At 33.9% G+C, this 25,087-nt stretch carries 24 protein-coding genes; 22 read left to right on the forward strand and 2 right to left on the reverse strand.

Translation table 11 applies throughout. The features are described 5' to 3' along the window. Positions 1-17 precede the first annotated feature (17 nt). The 4 genes from OGZ34_RS13750 to OGZ34_RS13765 all read left to right on the forward strand — a co-directional run bounded on the left by OGZ34_RS13750 (position 18) and on the right by OGZ34_RS13765 (position 5,834). Positions 18-950, forward strand: a complete 933-nt coding sequence (locus OGZ34_RS13750; protein ID WP_173964074.1) for a PorP/SprF family type IX secretion system membrane protein — start codon at positions 18-20, stop codon at positions 948-950. Between the two features lie 12 nt (positions 951-962). Continuing rightward, positions 963-2,900 carry an OmpA family protein gene (locus tag OGZ34_RS13755; protein WP_263360560.1) on the forward strand — a complete coding sequence of 646 codons (1,938 nt, stop codon included), beginning with the start codon at positions 963-965 and terminating at the stop codon, positions 2,898-2,900. Positions 2,901-3,145: 245 nt separating this feature from the next. Further along, on the forward strand, positions 3,146-5,152 hold the full coding sequence (gene ligA / locus OGZ34_RS13760) for an NAD-dependent DNA ligase LigA (protein ID WP_173964076.1): 2,007 nt from the start codon (positions 3,146-3,148) through the stop codon (positions 5,150-5,152). Then, on the forward strand, positions 5,139-5,834 hold the full coding sequence (locus tag OGZ34_RS13765; RefSeq protein WP_173964077.1) for a lysoplasmalogenase family protein: 696 nt from the start codon (positions 5,139-5,141) through the stop codon (positions 5,832-5,834). The genes ligA and OGZ34_RS13765 overlap by 14 nt, the downstream gene beginning before the upstream one ends. Here the strand turns inward: OGZ34_RS13765 and OGZ34_RS13770 are convergent. Both OGZ34_RS13770 and OGZ34_RS13775 read right to left on the reverse strand, forming a co-directional pair. Then, positions 5,824-6,735 carry a bifunctional metallophosphatase/5'-nucleotidase gene (locus OGZ34_RS13770; protein ID WP_173964078.1) on the reverse strand — a complete coding sequence of 304 codons (912 nt, stop codon included), beginning with the start codon at positions 6,733-6,735 and terminating at the stop codon, positions 5,824-5,826. The genes OGZ34_RS13765 and OGZ34_RS13770 overlap by 11 nt on opposite strands. A 120-nt stretch (positions 6,736-6,855) precedes the next feature. Beyond that, on the reverse strand, positions 6,856-7,635 hold the full coding sequence (locus OGZ34_RS13775) for a 5'-nucleotidase C-terminal domain-containing protein (RefSeq protein ID WP_263360561.1): 780 nt from the start codon (positions 7,633-7,635) through the stop codon (positions 6,856-6,858). A 47-nt stretch (positions 7,636-7,682) separates the two neighbouring features. Between OGZ34_RS13775 and OGZ34_RS13780 the strand changes: the two genes are divergently transcribed. From OGZ34_RS13780 to OGZ34_RS13865, 18 genes are all read left to right on the forward strand, one after another. Then, positions 7,683-8,195 carry a DUF6913 domain-containing protein gene (locus OGZ34_RS13780; RefSeq protein WP_263360562.1) on the forward strand — a complete coding sequence of 171 codons (513 nt, stop codon included), beginning with the start codon at positions 7,683-7,685 and terminating at the stop codon, positions 8,193-8,195. A 16-nt stretch (positions 8,196-8,211) separates the two neighbouring features. Further along, positions 8,212-9,093 carry a 4-hydroxy-tetrahydrodipicolinate synthase gene (gene dapA, locus OGZ34_RS13785; RefSeq protein WP_263360563.1) on the forward strand — a complete coding sequence of 294 codons (882 nt, stop codon included), beginning with the start codon at positions 8,212-8,214 and terminating at the stop codon, positions 9,091-9,093. 298 nt (positions 9,094-9,391) lie between these two features. Next, positions 9,392-10,186 carry an outer membrane protein assembly factor BamD gene (locus OGZ34_RS13790; RefSeq protein ID WP_173964082.1) on the forward strand — a complete coding sequence of 265 codons (795 nt, stop codon included), beginning with the start codon at positions 9,392-9,394 and terminating at the stop codon, positions 10,184-10,186. A 9-nt stretch (positions 10,187-10,195) separates the two neighbouring features. After that, positions 10,196-10,513 carry a DNA-directed RNA polymerase subunit omega gene (locus OGZ34_RS13795; protein ID WP_007807938.1) on the forward strand — a complete coding sequence of 106 codons (318 nt, stop codon included), beginning with the start codon at positions 10,196-10,198 and terminating at the stop codon, positions 10,511-10,513. Positions 10,514-10,522: 9 nt separating this feature from the next. Next, positions 10,523-11,737: a bifunctional phosphopantothenoylcysteine decarboxylase/phosphopantothenate--cysteine ligase CoaBC gene (coaBC, locus tag OGZ34_RS13800; protein WP_263360564.1), complete on the forward strand. Its 1,215-nt coding sequence runs from the start codon at positions 10,523-10,525 to the stop codon at positions 11,735-11,737. A gap of 74 nt (positions 11,738-11,811) precedes the next feature. Next, positions 11,812-12,696, forward strand: coding sequence for a type IX secretion system protein PorD (gene porD, locus OGZ34_RS13805; protein ID WP_173964084.1), 885 nt, complete (start codon positions 11,812-11,814; stop codon positions 12,694-12,696). 49 nt (positions 12,697-12,745) lie between these two features. Next, positions 12,746-14,398 carry a DNA repair protein RecN gene (recN, locus tag OGZ34_RS13810; RefSeq protein WP_263360565.1) on the forward strand — a complete coding sequence of 551 codons (1,653 nt, stop codon included), beginning with the start codon at positions 12,746-12,748 and terminating at the stop codon, positions 14,396-14,398. Between the two features lie 53 nt (positions 14,399-14,451). After that, on the forward strand, positions 14,452-15,150 hold the full coding sequence (locus tag OGZ34_RS13815; RefSeq protein ID WP_263360566.1) for a hypothetical protein: 699 nt from the start codon (positions 14,452-14,454) through the stop codon (positions 15,148-15,150). A 68-nt stretch (positions 15,151-15,218) separates the two neighbouring features. After that, a complete protein-coding gene (gene fabV / locus OGZ34_RS13820; protein ID WP_173964087.1) occupies positions 15,219-16,409 on the forward strand; it encodes an enoyl-ACP reductase FabV in 1,191 nt (396 codons plus the stop codon). 127 nt (positions 16,410-16,536) lie between these two features. Next, positions 16,537-17,535, forward strand: coding sequence for a glycosyltransferase (locus OGZ34_RS13825; protein WP_173964088.1), 999 nt, complete (start codon positions 16,537-16,539; stop codon positions 17,533-17,535). A 2-nt stretch (positions 17,536-17,537) separates the two neighbouring features. Further along, positions 17,538-18,134, forward strand: coding sequence for a dephospho-CoA kinase (gene coaE, locus OGZ34_RS13830; RefSeq protein ID WP_263360567.1), 597 nt, complete (start codon positions 17,538-17,540; stop codon positions 18,132-18,134). 59 nt (positions 18,135-18,193) lie between these two features. Continuing rightward, positions 18,194-19,780, forward strand: coding sequence for a sensor histidine kinase (locus tag OGZ34_RS13835; RefSeq protein ID WP_263360568.1), 1,587 nt, complete (start codon positions 18,194-18,196; stop codon positions 19,778-19,780). A 3-nt stretch (positions 19,781-19,783) separates the two neighbouring features. Further along, on the forward strand, positions 19,784-20,500 hold the full coding sequence (locus OGZ34_RS13840) for a response regulator transcription factor (protein WP_173967634.1): 717 nt from the start codon (positions 19,784-19,786) through the stop codon (positions 20,498-20,500). Positions 20,501-21,101: 601 nt separating this feature from the next. Next, complete coding sequence (locus tag OGZ34_RS13845) at positions 21,102-21,848, forward strand: hypothetical protein (RefSeq protein ID WP_263360569.1); 747 nt, start codon at positions 21,102-21,104, stop codon at positions 21,846-21,848. Positions 21,849-21,851: 3 nt separating this feature from the next. Beyond that, the gene (locus OGZ34_RS13850) at positions 21,852-23,243 is read left to right on the forward strand and encodes an RtcB family protein (RefSeq protein ID WP_263360570.1); all 1,392 of its coding nucleotides are present in this window, start codon (positions 21,852-21,854) and stop codon (positions 23,241-23,243) included. 13 nt (positions 23,244-23,256) lie between these two features. Further along, complete coding sequence (locus OGZ34_RS13855; protein ID WP_263360571.1) at positions 23,257-23,868, forward strand: hypothetical protein; 612 nt, start codon at positions 23,257-23,259, stop codon at positions 23,866-23,868. After that, positions 23,856-24,548 (forward strand): peptide chain release factor H, encoded by a 693-nt coding sequence (prfH, locus tag OGZ34_RS13860; RefSeq protein ID WP_263360572.1) that lies wholly within the window; start codon positions 23,856-23,858, stop codon positions 24,546-24,548. Before OGZ34_RS13855 ends, prfH begins: the two co-directional genes overlap by 13 nt. After that, complete coding sequence (locus tag OGZ34_RS13865; RefSeq protein ID WP_263360573.1) at positions 24,532-25,068, forward strand: tetratricopeptide repeat protein; 537 nt, start codon at positions 24,532-24,534, stop codon at positions 25,066-25,068. The genes prfH and OGZ34_RS13865 overlap by 17 nt, the downstream gene beginning before the upstream one ends. Positions 25,069-25,087: the final 19 nt, after the last annotated feature.

The following is a 25,087-nucleotide window of genomic DNA, read 5'->3' on the forward strand; positions in this document are numbered from 1 at the left end:
ACTTAATAAGTATCGTTATGAAACTATATATAAAATCATTAGAAACGTATTTTATTTTAATATGTTCTTTTATCACAGTTTGCGTCAGTGCCCAACAGGACCCGGAGTACACGCAATACATGTACAATACGATGTCAGTAAATCCGGCTTATGCCGGGTCTACCGGAACCTTAGAGGCAACACTTTTACACCGTTCGCAATGGGTTGGAATAGATGGGGCGCCAGAAACACAATCGTTTTCTGCTCATTCACCGCTTCTAAACGAGATGATTGGTTTAGGACTAAGTGTCGTTAACGACAAAATTGGCCCTTCAAACGAATTGTATATTGACGGAAACTTCTCTTATTCAATTCCTTTAGGATATGAAAAAAGACTGGCTTTTGGGTTAAAAGCGGGGATGAGAATGTTAAATGTAGATTGGTCTAAAGGAAGATTCTATAACAATAATGATGTATTGTTGAATCAGAATATTAACAATAAGATGAAACTGGCCGTAGGAGCAGGGGTTTACTATTATACCGACAAATGGTATGTAGGTCTTTCCGTTCCAAGTTTTATTCAAAGTGATTATTACGACGATATTCAGGAATCGATATCTTACGATCGTCTGCATTATTACTTAATGGGAGGTTATGTTTTTGATCTGAATCCAAACTTAAAGTTTAAACCGGCATTTTTAGTAAAGGCAGTGAGTGGAGCACCACTTACTGCCGATATTTCGGCGAATTTTATGATTGCAGAAAAATTTGTAATCGGTGCATCCTATCGAACAGATGATTCGTTAAGCGCCTTGGCAGGTTTTCAGATCTCCAGAAGTTTTTACATCGGATATGCTTTTGATTATACCGTAAGTGACCTGAACAAATACAACGATGGATCTCATGAGATCATCCTGCGTTATCAGTTTACTAAAAAACAAAGTAAAATCAAATCACCTCGATTCTTCTAAAACATAAATCCTATGAAAAAACTATATATCCTTAGTTTGCTCTTGAGCATTACTTTTAGTTTTGCACAAAAGACCAATTTAAAAAAGGCCGATGCATTATTTAGGAATTATTCCTATTTAGATGCATCAAAGGCCTATGAAGAATGTTTGCAAAATATCGAGAACCCGTCGGCACAGACCATTAAAAATGCTGCAGATTCGTATTATTTTATTTCCGATGCAAGAAATGCCCTTAGATGGTATAAAAGATTGTATCAGGTACAGGGTAATAATTTAACCGACATTTACTACCTGCGTTACATTCAGTCCATGAAAGCCGTTATGGATTATGAGGAAGCTGATAAAATCACTAAAGAATACCTCAATAAAAAAGGAGATCAAAAAGAGATCAATCGGTATGTTGCTCAGAAGAAATATATAGACAGTCTTGCTAAAACAAAGTCACTTTATGAAGTTAGAAATTTAGACATTAACACCAGTAAATCTGATTTTGGAGCTACTTTTTTTCAGGACCGAATCGTATTCTCCTCAGCAAGAGACACCACAAAATTTGCGGATAAACTCTACAACTGGAACAATCAGCCGTTTTTGAATTTGTATGTAGCCGAGAGAAATCCTGCTGACGGGAGTCTTTTCAATGACAAATTATTTATACCAAACGTGATGACTAAATATCATGAAGCTACTGCTTCTTTTGATTCCGAAGGAAAAATAATTTATTATACATCAAATATTGTAAAGAAAAACAGATTGGTAGTGGATCAGGACAGAATCAATAACTTTCAGATTCTAAAAGGATCTCTGGTTAATGGTAAAGTTGAAAACCCGCAGAAAATTTTCTTTGACAGTGACGATTATTCCGTTGGGCATCCTAGTTTGAGTGATGACGGCCGAATGCTTTTCTTTGCTTCAGATATGCCCGGAGGATATGGTGAAACCGATTTGTATGTGGTAAAAATTGCTAATGACGGAACCATGAGTTCTCCAGAGAATTTAGGGCCAAAAATCAATACAATAGGCAATGATCTTTTTCCATTTTTTCGAAACGGAATATTGTATTTCTCTTCCGATGGACATTATGGTTTAGGAGATTTGGATGTATACGAAAGCAAGCTTTTGTCGGATGGAAGTTTTTCAACCCCACAAAATTTGGGAACTCCGATAAACAGTAATAAAGACGATTTTACTTTTGTAATTGATAAAGCCGGGAGTTATGGGTATGTGTCTTCAAACAGAGCCGGAGGAAAAGGCGATGATGACATTTATTCCTTTACAAAAGGACAGCCGATTTGCAATCAGAACATTTCGGGTAAAGCAATTGATCATAAAACAAAAGCATTGCTATCAGATGTTACTATAGTGGCTTATGACCCTTATAATGCGGTTCTGGCTGAAACAAAAACAAATTTTGATGGAAAATATGCAATCACGGTTCCCTGCAACAAAACTGTACGTTTGCTGGCTTCAAAATTTAATTACAGTGACGACGAAAAAGCGGTCGTAACAACCAAAGTTAATGAAGCCGAAATTACCAATGTTGACTTTGAACTGAGTAATTATGATGATTTGGTAGTGAAGAAAGCAGGAGTTGAAAAGGTAGATGTCAAACCGATATATTTTGATTATGACAAATACGACATTACTCCTCTGGCAGCCGCCGAATTGGAGAAAGTAGTTTTCATCATGCGAAAATTTCCTAAAATCCGAATCAAAATTGAGTCACACACAGACTCCAGAGGTAAAGATGCTTATAATTTGAAACTTTCTGACAACAGAGCCAAATCAACACGAGATTATATTCTTTCTCAGGGAATTGATGCTTCAAGAATTGAAAGTGCCATCGGTTATGGAGAGACTCGCTTAGTCAACAAATGCAAAAATGGTGTAAAATGTACCGAAGCGGAGCATTTGTTAAACAGACGCTCAGACTTTATTATAATCCAGAAATAACGTTGCATTATTATTTTAATACCATGCTTATTAAGATACAAATGGAACAGAAAGAGACCATTTGGAAGTTGGTTTTTATTAATTCTTTTTACGAAGAATGGGCAGGAAGAAAATCAAGTTGCATTGTTTTGCAACTTGATTTTTGATTTTGTAAAACTTTTGTTTTTTACTGTTTTTGAACAAAAATAATCCTAATTTTGAGACACAGTTATTCAAAATCACAACTTCCAGTATATTAAAATTTTATGAGTATTCAAGAAACAATTCAGACTTTACGAAATGAACTTAATCAGCACAATTATAATTATTATGTGTTAGATAACGCTACAATTTCTGATTATGATTTTGATATTAAGTTAAAAGAACTTCAGGATTTAGAAAATAAACATCCTGAGTTTTTTGATGAAAATTCTCCAACGCAACGAGTGGGAGGTACTGTGACGAAAAATTTTAAAACAATTGCACATCAGTACCGTATGTATTCCTTAGACAACTCTTATTCGAAAGAGGATTTGTTGGATTGGGAGAACCGAATTCAGAAAGTTTTAGGGAATGTTGAGCTGCAATATACCTGTGAATTAAAATACGACGGAGCCTCCATCAGTATTACTTACGAAAACGGAAAATTGGTACAGGCTTTAACCCGAGGTGATGGTTTTCAAGGTGATGAGGTAACCAACAATATCAAAACGATAAAATCAATTCCTTTACAGTTAAAAGGAAATTACCCGGAGAAATTTGATATCAGAGGTGAAATTATTCTGCCTTTTGCGGGTTTCGAAAAAATGAATCAGGACTTAATTGAAATTGGAGAAACTCCCTATTCAAATCCAAGAAATACAGCCTCAGGAAGTTTGAAATTACAGGACAGTGCTGAGGTTGCCAAACGTCCTCTAGAATGTTTGCTATACTTTGTTACCGGAAACAATCTGCCATTTGCATCTCAGTTTGAAGGACTGGAATCTGCTAGAAAATGGGGATTTAAAGTACCTAACGAAGCAAAACTGGTACAAAACATGCAGGAAGTTTTTGACTTCATTGATTATTGGGACGTACACCGTCATGATTTACCCTATGAAACCGATGGTGTAGTGGTAAAGGTAAACAGCATTCAGCATCAGGAAGAACTAGGATATACGGCGAAGTCACCGCGTTGGGCAATAGCCTATAAATTCAAATCAGAACAGGTTTCAACCAAACTACAATCCATTTCATACCAGGTAGGCCGTACGGGTGCGATAACCCCGGTCGCCAATTTAGAACCGGTACAACTGGCCGGGACCATAGTAAAAAGAGCCTCTTTACACAATGCCGATCAGATTGAAAAACTGGATATCAGAATAAATGACACTGTTTTTGTAGAAAAAGGAGGAGAGATTATTCCAAAAATAATCGCAGTAGATTTATCAAAACGACCTGAAAATTCAGAACCCACCCAATACATCACACACTGTCCGGAATGTCAGACCGAGTTGGTTCGAAATGAAGGAGAGGCCAATCATTATTGTCCTAACTTTTATGGATGCCCTCCGCAGATCATTGGAAGGATTCAACACTATATTTCTAGAAAAGCAATGGATATTGAAGGCCTTGGCGGTGAAACGGTTGCCTTGCTTTTCAATAATGGATTGGTACACAATTATGCAGATTTATACGAGCTAAAAGTAGAAAATATCTTACCTTTAGAGAGAATGGCGCAAAAATCTGCCGAGAATCTGGTAAAAGGAGTTGAAAAATCAAAAGAAATTCCATTTGAAAGTGTTTTGTTTGCTTTGGGAATTCGTTTTGTTGGGGAGACTGTCGCTAAAAAACTGGCGAAACATTATAAAAATATCAATGCATTGAGTCAGGCTACTCTAATGGATCTGATTTTAGTAGATGAAATTGGAGAAAGAATTGCTAAGAGCGTAATTGAGTTCTTCGAAAATGAAGAAAATCAAAGAATTATTGAACGCCTTAAGAGCTACGGAATTCAGTTTGAAATTGTTGAAAAGATAAATCCAAACGCTACCGAAAAATTCGTTGGAAAAACATTTGTAGTTTCGGGAGTTTTTGCTCAATTCTCAAGAGATGAATTGAAGAAAACCATTGAAGACAATGGCGGGAAAGTAGGAAGTTCTATTTCGGCAAAAACAGATTTTGTTGTTGCAGGCGATAATATGGGACCGGCTAAATTAGAAAAAGCCAGTAAATTAAACATCCCTATTTTATCAGAAGAAGATTTTATAAATAAATTAAATGAAAGCGAATAAGCCGTCGTTAATTTTATTCTTTTTAGCATTACTGTGCACAATCATTTTTGAATGGGCACAGTTAGATTTATTTGCAATTTATTCCAAAGCCATTGTGGTTCCGGCTATTTTTATTTACTTTTTAATTAGCAATGAATTCAGCATAGGAAAAATAGAAGGCGTCATTTTTTTGTTTTGCTTTATCGGACAGGTGTTTAATCTGATGGATGTCGAAAGTTCTGAACTTGGCGGAGTCTTATGTTTTTTAGTGGTATACCTTTTAATTGTCCGGCTTTATTTTAGAGAACATGAAAAAATAAAGCTGGCCAAAAAAGATATTCTGCCTGTATCTATAGTAGTCATTTTTATCGTCTACCTATTGATATCAGTTTTGGGGATGAAGTTTGACAATATGAAGCAGTTCAGCATAATTTATACTATCTACGGAATTGTTTTAAGTGTACTAAGTTATTTTTCATTTGTCAGTTACATAACAAAAGGTACTCACTTAGCTTTACTCATGTCATTAATGGCAATTAGTTACATCTTTTCAGATATATTTTACATCTTCAATGAGTATTTTACCTATTCCGTTGTTCTCGTATTGATTCGTGATACTACTCAAATTTTGGCGTACTTTTTTATGGTTGAGTATTTTCTTCAAAAAGATAAAAACAAAAAAAAGAAAAGTATTATACAATAATCGATTTTCCTTGGTTCGTATGCGCTTTGTCTTTATCAAAGTAAAAATCTATTCTTCCCAAATTAATTCCGTAACAACCTACCTGATTTACAAGAACCTCTTGTCCGGCTTTGTTTTTAACAACAGTTGGTTTGTCTAAGAAAGTATGTGTGTGGCCTCCAATAATTAAATCAATATCCTGAGTTTGAGCTGCCAGTTTTAAATCACAAATTTTAGATTCGTCATCCTTGTATTTGTATCCAAGGTGTGATAAACAAACAACCAAATCACATTTTTCCTCTTTCTTTAATAACTGCGTCATATCCTGCGCAATCTCTACCGGATTGTTGTAAATCGTTTCTTTGTACATTTGTTTATCAACCAAACCTGCAAGCTCGATCCCTAAACCAAAAACACCTACTTTAATTCCGTTTTTATTAAAAATTTTGTAGGGTTTTACAAGTCCGTTCATAACGGTATTTTTAAAGTCGTAATTCGAGTTTATAAATTCAAAAGTAGCATGAGGCATCTGCGCGTGCAGTCCGTCAAGACCATTGTCGAAATCGTGATTTCCAATAGTAGAGGCATCGTACTTCATCATACTCATCAGTTTAAATTCCAATTCTCCTCCATAATAATTAAAATAAGGAGTTCCCTGGAAAATATCGCCGGCATCCAGTAAAAGTACATTTGGATTTTCTTTACGGATCGTTTCAATAAGTGCTGCTCTGCGTGATACACCACCTTTATTAGGATTACGCGGATCATCAGCAGGAAATGGGTCAATATGGCTGTGAACGTCGTTAGTATGTAGAATGGTTAAGTGTTTAATATCGTTGGTTTCAAAACTGCTCAACGACAGACCTAAACTTAGTAAGGCAGTACTTGCAGCTGTTTTTTCGATAAATTCTCTTCTTTTCATTTTATATTTTTTTTACGAAAACTGTAATGTAATTTGTTAACTTTTTGTCACGAATTTAGATGAATTGGAATTTTTGGAACTGAAATCCGTGTAGATTCGCGAAATTCGTGGCTATCTTTTTTATTCTTCTGTAATTCGGATGTCTTTTGCTACCGGAATTGTATCTACTTGTTTAAAATAATCGATTAGCACGTCTCTAAGTTTGTAATTTAGATCGTATTTCTGAACGCTTTTTGCGAAAAAAGCCATGCTGTCTCCACCATTTGCTAAGTAGTCATTTGTAGCTACGTAGTAAATTTTATTAAGATCAAGAGGTTTTCCCTGAATCATAATGTTTTTTGCCGTTTTGTCTTTTGCAATTGTAAAAGTCATACCTGATAAAGGCTGTGCTTTTTGTGCCTTAATAATATAAGCAGTCATCTCTAAAATCTGATCTCCTTTTAAAGCCATCACAACCATGCTGTTTTCAAAAGGCATAATTTCAAAGGCTGTTCTGTTGGTCACATTTCCTTTAGGCAATATGGCTCTGATACCACCATGATTTAACAAACACAAATCGATGGTTTTGTTCTCACGGGCCTTAAAAACCAGATTTCCTCTCTCAACACAAACATCAGCCATTAGGTTTCCAATACTTGTTTGCCATTTTCCTGTGCTTTTGTCAAGAGTTTCGGGGCAATATGCTAAAACATTGTCCAAATCCTTGTTGATGTGATCGCGATAAGGCTTAATAAAGTTTTCAATTGCAGGAGTTTCAGTTCCTTTTTCGGTTATCGGAAGCTGCTTTCCTTCGATTTTTGTTAGATTATAATTTTTCTGACTGCAGGAAAATATAAAAAAAAGTGTTAAGAATATAACAAAAAGTTTCAAAACTCCGTTATACTTTTTTAGTTTTACCATCTTAAATGCGACTTAAATAATTAATTTTGTAATCTGGTAAAAGTACTATGTTTTTAAATTATATAAAGGAATTTTTTGTAAAAAAATCATTAAAAAATAACTTGAATAATGTCAAAAATGAAGTGTTTACAAGTAATGTGCAAACTATTGGTTTACTGATTGATGAAAGTGAATTTCAGTATTCAGAAGATCTGGTAAAGGAGTTGATCTCGAAAGGAATCAAGGCTGAGAACATAAAAATTGTAGCGTACAGCAGTAAATTTAGCGAGAAAAAAACGTATTCAAAGCCTACTTTTGGTAGAAAACAGATCAATTGGAAGGGGGAGATCACAGCAGCTTTCGTAAATGAATTTATAACAACAGAATTTGATCTTTTGATTAGTTATTATGATATCGAAACAGCCATTTTGATGATGATAACCGCCAGATCAAAAGCGAAGTTTAAAGTAGGATTCACATCAGTAGATAAAGATCTAAATCGATGGATGATTGATACTGCTATAGAGAATCACAAACTTTTCGTGCACGAATTGTTTAAATATTTAAAGAGTATAAAATAAAATTATAAAGTAGAATATGCAATCATTAATAGGAACTGGTGTTGCGCTTGTAACCCCATTTAAAAAAGACTTATCAGTAGATGTCGAAGCTTTACAGCGCATTGTTAATTTTTCGATTGACGGCGGGGTTGAGTATCTTGTAGTCATGGGAACAACGGCTGAAAATGCTACTTTGACAGAGGACGAGAAAGAACTGGTGATACAAACAGTAATCGATATAAATAAAGGTAGATTGCCTTTGGTGCTTGGAGTGGGCGGAAATAACACGATGCAGATTGTAGCCGAATTAAAAACAAGAGACTTCTCTGCTTTTGAAGCGATCCTTTCTGTTTCTCCTTATTATAATAAACCAACACAGGAAGGGATTTATCAGCATTTTAAAGCCATTGCAGAAGCTTCTCCAATTCCGGTAATCTTGTATAATGTTCCGGGAAGGACCTCCAGCAACATGTTGCCGTCAACTGTAATCCGTCTGGCTAATGATTTTAATAATGTCGTAGCGATTAAAGAAGCTGCCGGAGATATGGCTCAGGCGATGCAGCTGATTAAAAATGCACCAAAAGATTTTCTTGTTATTTCAGGAGATGATATGATTGCTTTGCCGATTGTTTTGGCTGGTGGAGCAGGGGTAATCTCGGTTATCGGACAAGGTTTTCCAAAAGAATTTACAGAAATGATTCGTTTAGGACTAAATAAAAAGGTAACTGAAGCGTTTAAAACTCAGTACTTTTTATCAGATTGTATCGATATGCTTTTTGAGCAGGGGAATCCTGCGGGGATCAAACAAGTCTTTCAAGCCCTCGGTATTGCTGAGAATATAGTACGTTTGCCTTTGGTAGCCGTTGATGATTCTTTAGCAGGCAGATTGAATGAATTTGTGAAAAATAGCATAAAATAAGAATGAGATTGTCGGTATTTTATTAGAGCCTGTTTGGGATTTATTTTTGAGGTTTATTATCAAAGTATTTTTGAGCGAAATAAGGCAAGTTTTTATAGAATAGTGGTACTATTGTGTAAAAAATTAACGAAGTTGCAGCCGAAAATCAGGATAAGAAATTCAGTAAATAAAATTTAAACAGGCTCTGTACCAAAAAATATTTTGTAGTAGCTAAATTAATAACTAAATTTGCCACCGGAACTTCGGTGTGATTTTGCTTTGGCACAATTGTCTAAGAAATCATAATAAAAGTAAGAAAATGAAAAAAATAGTATCTCTATTAATTGTTGTTGTCCTTTTTTGTTCTTGTAGTGAATACCAAAAAGCATTAAAAAACGAAGATGTTGCCGCAAAATTTGAAGTTGCAACAAAAATGTATGATGCAGGTAAATATTCAAAAGCCATACGTCTTTTTGAACAATTGGCTCCTTCGTACAGAGGGAAACCTCAGGCAGAGAAATTATTTTACATGTTTTCGCAATCGTATTATAAAACGAAACAGTATTATTTAGCGGGTTATCAGTTTGAAAGTTTTGTTTCGGGATATCCGCGAAGTGAAAAAGTTCAGGAAGCTGCTTTTTTAGGCGCTTATAGCTACTCAAAATTAGCTCCTGTTTACAGCTTGGATCAAACAGATACTGTAAAAGCTTTAGAAAAATTGCAGACTTTTATTGAAAGCTATCCAAATTCTGAATACATCGTTCAGGCAAATGAAGCTGTGAAAGTTTTGAACGGTAAGCTGGAGAAAAAAGCATATGAAAATGCTAAAGGATACAATACAATTTCAGATTACAAATCGGCATTAATTGCTTTTGATAATTTTATTGCTGATTTTCCTGGAACACCATTAAAAGAAGATGCGCTGTTTTATAAATACGATTCAGCATATAAATTGGCAATAAACAGTATTCCGTCAAAAATGGAAGAGCGTTTAAATGTAGCTAAGGTAGCTTATGGTAACTTAATTAAGTTTAATAGTGCTACTAAGTATAAAAAAGAGGCAGATGAAATGAATGCCAGAGTGGAAACAGATTTACAAAAATTTACTAAATAAAATAAAGTCATGGATTTAAAAAAGACGAATGCTCCTGTAAATACAATAACTTACAATAAAACAGTTATTGAAGAGCCAACAGGAAATGTGTATGAGGCAATTACCATTATGGCTAAAAGAGCAAATCAAATTAATTCTGAAATTAAAAAAGAATTAACTGAAAAATTAGAAGAGTTTGCTACTTATAATGACAGTCTTGAAGAAGTTTTTGAAAATAAAGAACAAATTGAAGTTTCTAAATTTTACGAAAAATTACCAAAACCACATGCTTTAGCAGTTCAGGAGTGGTTAGATGGTAAAACATACCACAGAGGTTCAAACAAATAATATAGTATAATGTCAGTTTTAAACGGGAAGAAAATTTTACTGGGAGTTTCTGGTGGAATTGCAGCCTATAAAACAGCTTCATTAGTACGACTCTTTATAAAAGCAGGTGCACATGTCCAAGTGATAATGACACCTGCTTCTAAGGATTTTGTAACTCCACTTACGTTATCTACACTATCTAAAAATCCGGTACATTCCAGTTTCTTTAATCAGGATGATGAAGATGCTGTTTGGAATAATCACGTTGATTTGGCTCTTTGGGCCGATTTGATGTTGATTGCGCCTGCAACTTCTAATACGCTGTCTAAAATGACAACCGGAAACAGTGATAATCTTTTAGTTGCTACTTATTTATCGGCAAAATGTCCGGTTTATTTTGCTCCGGCAATGGATTTGGATATGTACAAGCATCCTTCGGTTTTAGCCAGTTTCAATGCTTTGAAAAGCTTTGGAAATATTATGATTCCGGCTGAAAGTGGTGAATTAGCCAGTGGTTTATCCGGAGAAGGCAGAATGGCTGAACCGGAGAATATTATTGCTTTTTTAGAAGCTGATTTAGAAAGTAAATTGCCTTTAAAAGGAAAAAAAATACTAATTACGGCCGGACCTACATACGAAGCAATAGATCCTGTACGTTTTATAGGGAATCATTCTTCAGGAAAAATGGGTTTTGATCTGGCAAATGAAGCAGCTAACCTAGGGGCTCAGGTTATTTTGGTTGCTGGACCGACACATTACAAAGCTAAAAATAATTTGGTTGAAGTAATCGGCGTAGTTTCAGCACAGGAGATGTATGATGTCTGTCATGAGCATTTTAAGGATGTTGATGTGGCAATAGCCGCTGCAGCGGTGGCAGATTACAGGCCTAAAGTCGTGGCGACACAAAAGATTAAAAAAGCTGCAGATGAATTTTCAATAGAGCTTGAAAAAACAAAAGATATTCTGGCTTCCTTGGGAGCTATCAAGAAAAATCAGTTTTTAATTGGATTTGCATTGGAAACTGAAAATGAAATTGAAAATGCAAAGCTGAAAATTCAGAAAAAAAACTTAGATTTGATTGTTTTAAATTCCTTACAGGATGAAGGAGCAGGTTTTAAAAAAGAAACCAATAAAGTAACCTTTATTGATCAGAATTTTAAAATTGAGCCAATGGAATTAAAATCAAAAGAGTCTGTTGCAGTTGATATTTTAAATAAAGTGGTTTCACATTTTGTGAAACTATAATGATTTAGAGTAAAAAGCAAAGATTAAGAATAGTAAAAGCTATTACGTGCTTTAACCAAAATAATATCTTTCGTATGAATAAACTAGTTACTTTTTTAGCATTCTTAATTTTTAGCTTTACTCAAGCACAGCAGTTAAATTGCACTGTAACTATTAATACAGAAAGATTGCCTAATCCCAATCAACAGGTTTTTAAAACACTTCAGACTTCGCTGTCTGAGTTTGTAAACAAAACAGATTGGACGGGGACAGTTTTAAAACAAAACGAACGAATTAATTGCTCGATGTACATCACATTGTCCTCGAATACTTCCGATCAGTTTTCAGGAACTATTCAGGTGCAATCATCTAGATTGGTTTTTAATTCTACTTATTCTTCCCCAATATTAAATTATAACGATAAAGATCTTAATTTCAGGTATATTGAATACGAACCTTTATTGTTCAATCCCACCACTTTTGAATCAAATTTAGTTTCTGTAGTTTCGTTTTACAGTTATTTGATTTTAGCAATGGATGCAGATAGTTTTCAAATGGGGGCAGGAAATCAATATCTTGAAACTGCTCAAAACATTGCAAATGTTGCACAACAAGGCGGGTCTAAAGGCTGGAACCAATCTGACGGAGTTCAGAATCGTTATTATCTTATAACTGATATGATTTCACCCATGTATAGCGATTTACGTCAAACGACGTTCTTGTACCATACCGGTTTAGATGGTATGAGTCAGGATTTGAAAGCATCAAAAGAGAAAATCAAGTCAGCCTTGATGCTTATTGGAAAATTGAATTCGGTAAAGCCTAATGCTTTTTTGACCAGAGTTTTCTTTGATGCCAAATCAGATGAAATTGTTTCGATATTCTCAGGTGGACCAAGTATTCCAATCACTGATTTAACAGATGTTTTGAATAAAGTTTCCCCTTTAAATTCCACAAAATGGTCTCAGATTAAATTTTAATCTATTATAATTATTTTCTTTATTAACTTTTATATTTCCCAAATTCTTTATGATAACGTCCTTGTCGATTAAAAACTATGCTCTGATTGAAAAATTAACTATAGATTTTTCAAGAGGTTTTTCTATAATTACAGGTGAAACAGGAGCGGGTAAGTCCATTATATTAGGAGCGATAGGATTGGTTTTAGGAAAAAGAGCCGATTTAACTTCATTGAAAAATAAAGAAGAAAAATGTGTTATTGAGGCACAATTTGAAATTTCTAAATATAACCTAAAAGATTTTTTTACAGCAAATGATCTTGATTATGAAGATGAAACGATCATAAGGAGAGAAATTTTACCTTCAGGGAAATCACGCGCCTTTATTAATGATAGTCCGGTAAATTTGCAGGAATTGCAGGATTTAAGTTTATTTCTGATTGATATTCATTCCCAACAACAAACTCAGGAGTTATCGGATGAAGGTGTTCAGTTTAAAATTATTGATGCAATTGCTAATAATGGTGATACAATTCAATCGTACCAGAATGTATTAAAGGGATATAAATCAGATAAATCCAAACTAAATGCTTTGTTGAAGAAACAAAGTGATTCAGGAAAAGAACAAGAGTATAATACTTATCTATTAAATGAGTTGGTTACTGCTAAGCTAAAATCAGGTGAGCAGGAAGAGCTTGAGGCTGATTTTGAAAAACTAAATAATGTCGAGATTATAAAAGAATCAATAGATAAATCGTTGGTAATTGCTAACGAAGAACAGTTTGGTGTTTTTCATAATCTAAATGAGATTAAAACGGCATTGCAAAAAATAACGCTTTTTTCGCCGGAATATCAAACTATTTTTGAGAGAATTACCAGTCTGACTATTGAGTTTGATGATGTTTCAAAGGAGCTACAAAATGTTTCTGAGAAGCTTTTAAATGATCCTGCACAATTAGAATTAGTAAGTCAGAAGCTGCAGTTGATTTATAATTTGCAAAAAAAGCATCAGGTGACTTCTGTTGATGAATTACTTGGAATTCAGGCCACATTAGAAAATACACTACTTGAATTAGATAATATAGAAGAAGAAATTGCTGTGTTGTCAAAATCGATCGAGGATAAAATTACAGAATTAGATGCTTTTGCGGGATTAATTAATCAAAACAGAACCAAAGCAATTCCGGTTTTATCGCAAAAGTTAATTAAAATCTTAGAGACGTTAGGAATGCCGAATGTTCGTTTTAATATGGAACTTTTACCTTCGGAAACTTATTTCCAAAACGGGAAAGATGAATTGCAGTTTTTATTCTCTGCTAATAAAGGAACTGATTTTGGATTGCTTAAAAAAGTAGCATCGGGAGGAGAAATGTCTCGTATTATGTTGGCTGTAAAAGCAATTTTGGCGCAATATTCAAAATTACCAACTTTAATCTTTGACGAAATAGATACGGGAGTTTCCGGAGAAATAGCAATAAGAATGGGAGAGATTATGAAAGAAATGAGTACTACTATGCAAATTTTTGCCATAACCCATTTGCCGCAAATTGCAGCCAAAGGAGATTCTCATTTTAAAGTTTCTAAATCTACTGTAGATGAAGATACACAATCAGAACTTAAGCTATTGTCTCAGGATGAAAGACTTACCGAAATTGCTCAGATGTTATCAGGTGCTAAAATCTCTGATTCGGCATTAAATCATGCAAAAGAATTATTAAATTAAATATTTAAATTATATTTGCTCGTATAACCATTAGACTAAAATCAGAATATAATATGATTAAAAAACTATGTGTTTTGTCTTTTATTTGCTTCTTTGTTAGTAAGATAAATGCTCAGGAGGTTGCTCCGAAAGAAGTTATGGAATCGACAGGTAGTGAAGCTAAAACTTATTTAGTAAAAGACTTTTCTGAAGGTGTTTATAAAACGTATGAAAATCTTATTGCGAAATCGGGAATTTTCATGGGTGATGCATTGGAAAGACGTACTATTGTAGGTTATAAATCAATCGAAAAGAATGCGGATGCTTATCATGTTTTCTTTTGCTGGAAAAGAAACAATGCAAAAATCACAGATTATTTTGCTATTGTTTACAATGGTAGCCTATATATTCAGCAGAGATATTTAATGCAATTTGCTTCAAAGGAAGACGGAAATATGTCTGCCGATAATCCAAACTCTTATCACAGAGTTTTAAATGATGGAAAGTTTTTGTATCTCGAAGGACCTTTTGCTAATATGTGGTCTAAGGCTTTTGCTTACAATGCGGGAGCGGTAGGAGGGGCAATTGCGGCTAATTTGAATACGTTAAAAGGAATCGTATTTAATGTTGATAAGAAAGAGTTCAATTTTATAAGAGAGTGCGAAAATTTAAATGCATTAATCGAAGAGTATAATGGGGTTAAAATTGAATGTAAAGATAAAAAAGTTGATATTTTAACCGTTAGGGAAAATGTGAACAAAATTATTAAATAGTAAATATTTGTCTATTTCTTAGAAATAGAGTATGTTGTTTAGATCAAATTAAATTGAAATAAAAAAGTATGATTATAGAGCCTAGAATGAGAGGATTTATTTGCTTGACAGCCCACCCAAAAGGTAGCGAGCAAAATGTTAAAAATCAAATAGAATATATCAAATCAAAAGGACCGATTGCAGGTGCAAAAAAAGTATTAGTTATTGGCGCTTCAACAGGTTTTGGATTAGCGTCAAGAATTACAAGTGCTTTTGGATCTGATGCAGCAACAATTGGAGTGTTTTTTGAAAAACCACCGGTTGAAGGTAAAACAGCTTCTCCAGGATGGTATAATTCTGCTGCATTTGAAACAGAAGCTCACAAAGCAGGTTTATATGCAAAAAGTATCAATGGAGATGCTTTTTCAAACGAAATAAAAAGACAGACTTTAGATTTAATCAAAGCCGATTTAGGTCAGGTTGATCTTATCATTTACAGTTTAGCTTCTCCGGTTCGTCAACATCCGGTTACAGGAGTTTTACACCGTTCTGTTCTAAAGCCAATCGGTCAAACTTTTACCAATAAAACAGTAGATTTTCATACCGGAAACGTTTCAGAGGTTTCTATTGCTCCGGCAAATGAAGAAGATATTACCAATACAGTTGCTGTAATGGGTGGTGAAGACTGGACGATGTGGATTGATGCTTTAAAAGCTGAGAATTTATTAGCTGAAGGTGCTACAACAGTTGCTTATTCTTATATTGGGCCATCATTGACAGAGGCAGTTTACCGTAAAGGAACAATTGGTCGTGCAAAAGATGATTTAGAAGCTACTGCATTTTCTATTACAGATAGTTTAAAATCTATTGGTGGAAAAGCTTATGTTTCTGTGAACAAAGCTTTAGTTACACAGGCAAGTTCTGCAATTCCGGTCATTCCATTGTATATTTCTCTTTTGTACAAAATTATGAAAGAAGAAGGAATACATGAGGGTTGTATCGAGCAAATTCAGCGTTTGTTTCAGGACAGATTGTACAACGGATCTGAAGTTCCTGTAGATGAAAAAGGTAGAATCAGAATCGACGATTGGGAAATGCGTGATGATGTACAGGCTAAAGTAGCTAAACTTTGGTTAGAGGCTACAACAGAAACATTACCGGCGATTGGAGATTTGGCTGGATATAGAAATGATTTCTTGAACCTATTCGGGTTTGAATTTGCAGGAGTAGACTATGCTGCTGAAGCAAATGAAGTTGTTCAAATTGAAAGTATCAAATAAACAGAAAAAAATAATACTATATATCAAAACCATTCGTTGCGACGAATGGTTTTTTTATGAATATAACATATCTTTGTTAAAATTTTGAAATTTAAAATATTTCCACTTTAATACCGCATAATCTGCTATGATTTTTTCTTTAATTATACCCGTGTATAATCGTCCGGATGAAGTAGATGAACTTTTAGAAAGTTTATCAAAATCCGATTATAATGAAGCTTTTGAAATTGTTCTTGTCGAAGACGGATCATCAATACCTTGTAAAGACGTTGTGATGAACTATCAGGGTAAGCTGAATATTTCTTATTATTTTAAGGAAAATTCAGGTCCTGGAGATTCAAGGAACTTTGGAATGCAGAAAGCCAGAGGGGATTATTTTATCATTTTTGATTCAGATTGTATTATTCCTTCTAATTATTTGACAGAAGTTCGAAAAGCACTTAATGAAGGTTATGTTGATTGTTTTGGAGGGCCGGATAAAGCATTAGATAGTTTTTCGGATATTCAGAAGGCAATTAACTTTGCAATGACTTCATTCTTAACAACAGGAGGAATTCGTGGTGGGTCTGAGAAAATTAATAAGTTTCAGCCGAGAAGTTTTAATATGGGGATTTCAAAGAAGGCTTTTATTGCATCAAATGGTTTTGGAAACATTCATCCGGGAGAAGATCCGGATCTTTCCATTCGTTTGTGGAATTTAGGGTTTGAAACCAGATTGTTCCCGGAAGCTTATGTATATCACAAGCGCAGAATTGATTGGGAGAAGTTTTCGATTCAGGTAAATAAATTCGGAATAGCCAGACCCATATTAAACAGTTGGTATCCGGAACACAATAAATTGACATTCTTTTTTCCTACGGTTTTTATTCTGGGATTATTATTAGCTTTTTTATTGTTAATTTTTAATATTGATATTTTATTACAATTATATTTTGTATATTTCGTTATAATTTTTCTTACAGCCAGTATTCAGAATAAAAGCATCAAAATTGGGTACTTAGCTGTGATCGCAGTTTGGAAACAATTTTATGGTTACGGAACGGGATTTTTAAAATCGTTCGTAAAAGTTATTATTTTAAAACAAAAACCCCAAGAGGCTTTTCCTCGTATGTTTTTTAAAATATAGATATGGCTAAAATTATTGGCCTGACAGGCGGAATAGGGAGTGGAAAAACGACCATAGCAAACTACTTTGCAGAAATGGGAGTCCCTTTATACATTGCCGATGATGAAGCCAGAAAAGTAATGCAATCTGAAAGCATTTTACAACAAATTAGAACCGCTTTTGGAGATTCATTTTTTGAAAATAATGTTTTAAACAGAGCAAAATTGGCGGAAATTGTTTTTAATGATGCTGAAAAATTGGCAGCATTAAATGCAATTGTACACCCTGCAGTTAAAGAGGATTTTGAACTTTGGTTATTAAAAAACGAAAAATATCAATATGTAATTTATGAAGCCGCAATTTTGTTTGAAAGTGGTCGTTATAAAGATTGTGATGTTATTGTAACCATTACCGCGCCCGAAGAACTCAGAATTGAAAGAGTAATTAAGCGTGATAAAACCACACGGGAGCAAGTTTTAAGCCGAATGAAAATGCAGTGGAATGATGAAAAACGAATTTCTTTAAGCAATTTTGTTATTAATAACAGTAATCTTAAAATTGCTAAAGAAGAAGTTGTTAAAATTCTTAAAATTTTAAATATAAAACAAAATCAGTCTTAAATGTTAATATTTGGTTAATGTATTATTTAGTATATTGTTAAAATATTAATTTTGTTTCGATGAATAAATTATTTTTTAGATTACTTGTTTTATTGATGAGTTTGTCCTTAATAGGGATAATTCTGGTTCAGGTATATTGGTTCAATTCATCGTTCAAGAACAACGATGAACAGTTTAAATATCATGTTACTCAGGTAATTGGCAATGTTGCTGATAAGTTGGAACAACAGGAGGAATATAGTTTTTACGATAAATACAACCGTATTAAAGACAGCACCGGTAAAACACCTAAAAAAGAAGATTTACTTCAGGTTTTTTACATTCAGAGAAATGCAAAAACAAACAAGACAATAGTTTATTCTAATACGCTTACATCTGAAGATTATGATATTAGTGGCTCAATTTTTAATAAAAAATTTAGCAGCGAAAGATTTAAAAACTTTAGTTCAAAGAGAGTTACAGAAGTATACAATAACAATAATAATATTGATAATAATACTTTAGGACAAAGTATTATACCAGATTTAAAAATCGAAAAATCGGGAAGCCTTGATATATTAAATAAAGTTCAACAGCAAATTCAATACAAAGATATTGCTTCTCTAACGCCGATAGAAGGTAGAATAACAAAGGATAAACTTCAAAAACTCTTAAAAAAAGAACTGGAAGAATATGGTGTAAAAACCAAATTTGAATATGGTGTTCTTAATAATGGTCTTGCGACGAAAGTAAGATCTGATGGATTTCATTATGATAAAGACGCAAGTTACCACGTGCCAATTTATACGGATAATGAAGGGAATAGTAAATACGAATTGTTTCTTACGTTTCCTCATAAAAAGAAATTCTTATTGTCTGAATTATTAAGTATTACAATACTGTCAATAATTTTCACATTAATCATTATAGTTGCCTACACCAGTGCACTAAATCAATTGCTGCGTCAGAAACATATTTCTGAAATCAAAACCGATTTTATAAATAATATGACGCATGAGTTTAAGACTCCGATAGCGACAATTAATCTGGCACTTGATGCCATTAAGAATCCTAAGATAATTGAAGATAAAGAGAAAGTGTTTCGCTATCTTCAAATGATTCGGGATGAAAATAAAAGAATGCATGCCCAGGTAGAAAACGTTCTTCGTATCTCTAAATTAGAAAAAAGAGAATTAGATATTACAAAAGAGCCAACTGCAATTCATGATATCATTGATGATGCCATTGAACATGTAAATTTAATTTTAGAGGACAGAGAAGGTACTGTAGTGAAGCATTTTAATGCAGCAAGAACAACCAGTCTGATTAATGAGGTGCATTTTACGAATGTATTGGTCAATATTTTAGAAAATGCAATAAAATATTCTCCTGGTAAGCCTGAGATAGAAATTTTTACAGAGAATGTAAAAGACATGATTCTGATAAAAGTAAAAGATAATGGTCTTGGTATGAGTAAGGTAGCTCAAAAGAGAGTTTTTGAGAAGTTTTACAGAGAACATACAGGAGATTTGCATAATGTAAAAGGACACGGTTTAGGTCTGGCTTATGTAAAAAGAATAGTAGAAGATCACAATGGTCAAGTATATGTTGAAAGCGAGAAAGGAAAAGGTAGCACCTTTATAATAAAAATACCATTAATAAATTAAAATATGGAAAATAATAACAAAAGAATACTTTTAGTAGAAGATGACCTTAATTTCGGGGCAGTTCTTAAAGATTATCTAATGTTAAATGACTTTGAAGTTACTTTAGCTAAAAACGGTATGGAAGGTTTTGAAAAATTCAAGAAGGATGTATATGATTTATGTATTCTCGATGTAATGATGCCTTATAAAGATGGTTATACTTTAGCCAAAGAAATTAGAGAGAAGAACAGTGAAGTGCCGATTATCTTCTTAACGGCTAAGTCAATGAAAGAAGATGTATTGAAAGGATACAAAGCTGGTGCTGATGATTATTTGAATAAACCTTTTGATTCAGAAGTTTTATTGATGAAAATTAAAGCAATCATTCAAAGAAAATCTGCTGATACAAAAGCAGAACAGGTTCAGTTTGAGTTTAATATTGGTAAATTCCATTTAAATTCAAAACTTAGATTTTTGACATTTGAAAACGAAGAACCGATTAAATTGTCTCCAAAAGAGAATGAATTACTTAAAATGTTAATTCTTCATGAAAATGATTTAATGCCAAGAGAATTAGCCTTAACTAAAATCTGGAGAGACGATAACTATTTTACATCAAGAAGTATGGATGTTTACATCGCCAAACTTAGAAAATACCTAAAAGCGGATGAAGATGTTGAAATCCTAAACATCCACGGTGAAGGTTTCAGACTAGTTGTTAAAAGTAAAGTTGCAGAATAACAAAAAATATAACCAAACAAAAAAATATTAGAGTCCTGAGAAATCAGGACTTTTTTTATGCAGAATTTTAACCGCGAGGCATGCAACGATTTTCGCAAAGTTCGCAAAGAGTTCACCTCAAAGCTTCGCGAACTTTGCGTTTTTTCCTTTGCATTCTTTGCGGTTAAGTAAAAAAATATCAAGAAAAATATTCTTAAAATACGATTTCTATCTTTTTGATTTTGAGTTCTGTAGTCTTTTTTTTGGCTTTAAGAATAATATGAATAAATTTTTTGTAATGATTTTTCTTAAAATAAATTTGGAAAATCAAAAAAGTATTCTGAATATTTGCAGACGAAAAAAATAATAACCCTTTAAAAACGAAGAAAAAATGTTTGTATTTACATTGACATCACAGAGCTTCACATCAAATCAATTTGGTGCAGCACTTCTTCGTGGCTTATTTCAATCCTAGAAATATACTTTTAGATATATAAAGCCCGAAGACATTTTGTTTCGGGCTTTTTTTATTCTAGACACTTCAAATTTTCCCGAAAACCGATTTATTATTTATCCAAAAGGATAAAAGACAGAGCAATTTAATTTTAGTATACTTTTTCGAATGGAAAATTACACTGAGAACGAGTATGCATTATGCAGTCGTTTTAAAAGTAAAAAAAAGAAGAAAAGGTTGGTAAAAGAGGATTTCGAAAAAAAATTACGTCAACATTTTAAACAAAGAAAGCTGTTGTTTAATGCTTTTAGAGATTTACCTCTAGTGTCATTAGACGAACCTTATCAAAAAGGCTGGTTTAGGTTTTTTGTTTTGAGATCTGATGTATTGATTGATCCCAATGCAGGTTTTTTTATAAATCTGTTGGAAAAAATTAATACTTATCAATTTTCAAATGAAAAATCCTTTAATAAAACTAAACGAAAATTTAGAAAGAAAATTTCTGTTCCATCAAAACAGTTTTTGAAGCAAATTTCCATATATGATTGGAATAGCAAAAAGATAAATTTGACTGAAAACGAGAAATCCTATTTTACATTGACCAAAAGATGGTCGAGTGTTTTTGAGAGAGATATAAGTTATTATACGTTTAACGAACCTTGGAGATTTGTTTTGTGTGTAAAACCCTATATGATTACACACACAAAATCTGTTGATTCAGATTTAGAAAGTGAACTTCGGGTTTTAGAAAATTACATCCTCAATCATCATTTAAACCATAAAATAAACAGATTAGTTCTGGGTTATTCTCGTCCATCATGGTATTGTCAAACAGAGAATCCAAAAGAGAAAAACCCAATTAAAAATAAAAGTCTGGAAGTATTGTATCAGCAATATCTAGACGAAATGATATAAATCATGGGAAATAAATTATCTGGAAAAGACCTGATTAAATTAGGGTTTCCAAAAAACAATTCAATAAATATTGCCTTAGGGCAGATCAACAGATATAGAAAAAGAGAGAAAAAAGAATCTATCCTGACAGAAGCTAAAGATGTATTGTTACATCCGGAAAAATATGAAGGCAACGGAACCTGGGGTAAAGTAGCTGAAGGTTTAATAAAACCAGTTCAGGTAAGAATGCATCAGTTGAAGGCAACAAGAGTTCCTTTTAAAATTTTTGGAGAAAATGAGATTGATCAACAGGCAAAATTTCAATTGTATGATTCGTTAAAACTGCCTATTTCAGTAGCCGGAGCATTGATGCCGGATGCACATTCGGGTTACGGACTGCCAGTTGGAGGGGTTTTAGCAACAGATAATGCCGTAATTCCGTACGGAGTTGGAGTTGATATCGGATGCAGGATGAGCCTTTCTATTTTTGATTTACCGGCTTCGCATTTTAAAGGCAAGGAACATCAGTTGGAAGCAATTTTGAAAGACAATACCAAGTTTGGAATGTATGAAACTCATGCTTCAAGAGTCGATCATGATGTTTTTTATAAAAGTGAATTTCAGGATATTCCATTGTTAAAGAATCTTTTACCGAAGGCTTACAAACAACTGGGAAGCTCTGGCGGAGGAAACCATTTTGTAGAATTCGGAATTGCTAAAATTGAAAATACGGAGAACGAATGGAAGCTCGAAAGAGGAGAATATTTCGCCGTTCTTTCACACAGCGGTTCCAGAGGATTAGGCGCAAACATTGCCAAACATTATACCTATTTGGCAACAAAACAATGTCCATTACCAAAAAATGTTCAACATTTGGCCTGGCTGGATTTAAATACGCATGACGGTCAGGAATACTGGCTGGCTATGAATTTAGCAGGAGAATATGCGAAAGCCTGTCATGATGATATTCATCGACGAATTGCCAAAGCAATTGGAAAAAGAGTAGTGGTAACAATCGAAAATCACCACAATTTTGCCTGGAAAGAAATGGTAAACGGTCAGGAATGTATTGTACATAGAAAAGGTGCAACGCCTGCTGCGGAGGGCCAATTGGGAATTATTCCCGGTTCGATGACGGCGCCCGGTTATATTGTAAAAGGCAAAGGAAATGCGGAAAGCTTAAACTCTGCTTCGCATGGCGCAGGGCGTTTGTTTTCAAGAGCGAAGTGTAAAAGTAACTTCACTCAAAGTGAGATTAAAAAGGTGTTAAAAGCCAACGAGGTAACCTTAATTGGAGGAAATATTGACGAAGCGCCTATGGCGTATAAAGACATTACAAAAGTGATGGCAAATCAAAGTGATCTGGTGGAAGTGCTTGGAACTTTTACACCAAAGATCGTTAGGATGGACCGATAAAAAGACAAAGAGTATGAAAAGATTTCAGGATGAGAATAAGTTTTTAGGAAGTTTTTTGCATGAGGTTTTAGTGCAGTGTCCGAAATGTGATGCTAAAGCTAAAGTTAAAAATAAACTTTCGGAAGAATGTAAATGCGGGCATTGTTATACTAAAGTTTTGGAGTGTAAACATTGCTTTTATAAGCTTGATAAGCCCGTTTACCAATACATTGCTTACGGTAAGGCCTATTGCAATCAGTGTTATGAAAAATATGAATTTAAATCGCAGTTATTAAAAGAAAAGCCGGAAAAGTATAAAGTGAAATGTCCGCATTGTAATTTTCAGGAAGAATGGAAACCAAAAATTCAAGAGGTTTTGCAAAATTCAAATAGTAACGACGGTTTAGTGAAAGAACAATGGTATAATTTGCCGCTTTGGTTTCAAATAGAAGTAGACAAACATATTTTCTGGGCTTATAATAAGCAGCATATGGAGTATTTAGAACGGTATATCGGAGCAGGGCTGAGGGAACGAAATCCAGGAATGAATTTCGGATCGAGTTTGGTGTCCCGTTTACCAAAATTTGTAAAAGAAGCCAAGAACAGAGAAAAGCTTCTTAAAATATTAGAGAAATGGAAAAAATAATTCAGATAACAGCGGGTCGGGGACCGGCAGAATGCACCTGGGTAGTGGCCCAGGTGCTTAAAAAAGTTTTGGACGAAGCAGAGGAACAACAATTAGAGGCAACTTTGCTGCAGCGAGAAGTTGGGCAGGAAAACGGAACAGTAGAAACTGCTACCATCGCTGTAAAAGGGAAAGATGCTACTCGATTTGCTGATTCCTGGACAGGAACGATTCAATGGATTGGTCAAAGCCAGTTTAGGAAAATGCACAAGCGAAAAAACTGGTTTATTGGTATTTTTGAAATTGAACCGCAAAAAAATGCATCAATTTCAGAAAGTGATATTCAGTATCAGGCCATGCGCAGTTCCGGAGCTGGCGGGCAACACGTAAACAAAGTGAGTTCGGCAATCAGAGCAACTCATGTGCCAACAGGAATTGCAGTTGTTGCTATGGACAGCCGTTCGCAGCACCAAAACAAAAAACTGGCAACAGAACGATTATTAAAAAAACTGGAAGACGAAACCTTACAGCAACTTAAAAACCATGTTGGAAAACAATGGGAAAATCAGCTCAATATTCAGCGGGGTAATCCGATTAGAGTTTTTTCAGGAACTGACTTTAAAAAGAACATGGTAGAGAAAAGTTACAAAGGAACACGTCAGAAACTTAAAACCGATTTACGACATGAAAGCAATAGATAAATACCTTTTTCAGGCATTGGACAGTTATCCCTATTCATTAGAAGAAACCATTGAATCTTTGGATTATGCCTTTTCTTATGATGCTAAAAACACAATGGTTTTGTGCTTGTACGGAAGAATTCAGTCAGAACAATTATGGAATTACGAAGAGGCAAAAAACTATTTTCAGGAAGCCCTGATGATTAACATTCATGCACTCGAAGTATATCCGCACTATGTTCAGACTTTAATTTTAAATGAAGATTTTGAAGAAGCGCAAAAATTAATCGATTTTGCTTTAACTATAAAAGGAATAAACAAATCTGAAATTTTTGTAAAGAAAGGAATTCTTTACGAAGCGCAGCAAGAGTTTCAATTAGCACTAAAAGAAATTGAAAAGGCTAAACTTTGTACGTTACAATTTGTTTTTGAATCCGATATTATTGAAGTAGAGAAAAGAATTAAAGGCAAGATTGAGTTGATGCAAAAGAAAAAGAAAGCTGAAAAGACGAAAAAAAATCCGAAGAAGAAAGCAAAGTAATCTTCCTATAAAGAAAAAC

The sequence above is a fragment of the Flavobacterium collinsii genome, from assembly GCF_946903285.1.
Lineage (GTDB): Bacteria > Bacteroidota > Bacteroidia > Flavobacteriales > Flavobacteriaceae > Flavobacterium > Flavobacterium collinsii.

Coding starts and splice junctions, on each gene's coding strand:
- OGZ34_RS13795 (WP_007807938.1), top strand. CDS start 10,196: ATGGATTTAAAAAAGACGAATGCTCCTGTAAATACAATAACTTACAAT.
- OGZ34_RS13835 (WP_263360568.1), top strand. CDS start 18,194: ATGAATAAATTATTTTTTAGATTACTTGTTTTATTGATGAGTTTGTCC.
- recN (WP_263360565.1), top strand. CDS start 12,746: ATGATAACGTCCTTGTCGATTAAAAACTATGCTCTGATTGAAAAATTA.
- OGZ34_RS13855 (WP_263360571.1), top strand. CDS start 23,257: ATGAAAAGATTTCAGGATGAGAATAAGTTTTTAGGAAGTTTTTTGCAT.
- OGZ34_RS13815 (WP_263360566.1), top strand. CDS start 14,452: ATGATTAAAAAACTATGTGTTTTGTCTTTTATTTGCTTCTTTGTTAGT.
- porD (WP_173964084.1), top strand. CDS start 11,812: ATGAATAAACTAGTTACTTTTTTAGCATTCTTAATTTTTAGCTTTACT.
- OGZ34_RS13840 (WP_173967634.1), top strand. CDS start 19,784: ATGGAAAATAATAACAAAAGAATACTTTTAGTAGAAGATGACCTTAAT.
- OGZ34_RS13865 (WP_263360573.1), top strand. CDS start 24,532: ATGAAAGCAATAGATAAATACCTTTTTCAGGCATTGGACAGTTATCCC.
- OGZ34_RS13765 (WP_173964077.1), top strand. CDS start 5,139: ATGAAAGCGAATAAGCCGTCGTTAATTTTATTCTTTTTAGCATTACTG.
- OGZ34_RS13850 (WP_263360570.1), top strand. CDS start 21,852: ATGGGAAATAAATTATCTGGAAAAGACCTGATTAAATTAGGGTTTCCA.
- OGZ34_RS13770 (WP_173964078.1), bottom strand. CDS start 6,735: ATGAAAAGAAGAGAATTTATCGAAAAAACAGCTGCAAGTACTGCCTTA.
- coaBC (WP_263360564.1), top strand. CDS start 10,523: ATGTCAGTTTTAAACGGGAAGAAAATTTTACTGGGAGTTTCTGGTGGA.
- ligA (WP_173964076.1), top strand. CDS start 3,146: ATGAGTATTCAAGAAACAATTCAGACTTTACGAAATGAACTTAATCAG.
- OGZ34_RS13755 (WP_263360560.1), top strand. CDS start 963: ATGAAAAAACTATATATCCTTAGTTTGCTCTTGAGCATTACTTTTAGT.
- OGZ34_RS13750 (WP_173964074.1), top strand. CDS start 18: ATGAAACTATATATAAAATCATTAGAAACGTATTTTATTTTAATATGT.
- OGZ34_RS13790 (WP_173964082.1), top strand. CDS start 9,392: ATGAAAAAAATAGTATCTCTATTAATTGTTGTTGTCCTTTTTTGTTCT.
- coaE (WP_263360567.1), top strand. CDS start 17,538: ATGGCTAAAATTATTGGCCTGACAGGCGGAATAGGGAGTGGAAAAACG.
- OGZ34_RS13780 (WP_263360562.1), top strand. CDS start 7,683: ATGTTTTTAAATTATATAAAGGAATTTTTTGTAAAAAAATCATTAAAA.
- dapA (WP_263360563.1), top strand. CDS start 8,212: ATGCAATCATTAATAGGAACTGGTGTTGCGCTTGTAACCCCATTTAAA.
- OGZ34_RS13775 (WP_263360561.1), bottom strand. CDS start 7,635: ATGGTAAAACTAAAAAAGTATAACGGAGTTTTGAAACTTTTTGTTATA.
- OGZ34_RS13825 (WP_173964088.1), top strand. CDS start 16,537: ATGATTTTTTCTTTAATTATACCCGTGTATAATCGTCCGGATGAAGTA.
- OGZ34_RS13845 (WP_263360569.1), top strand. CDS start 21,102: ATGGAAAATTACACTGAGAACGAGTATGCATTATGCAGTCGTTTTAAA.
- prfH (WP_263360572.1), top strand. CDS start 23,856: ATGGAAAAAATAATTCAGATAACAGCGGGTCGGGGACCGGCAGAATGC.
- fabV (WP_173964087.1), top strand. CDS start 15,219: ATGATTATAGAGCCTAGAATGAGAGGATTTATTTGCTTGACAGCCCAC.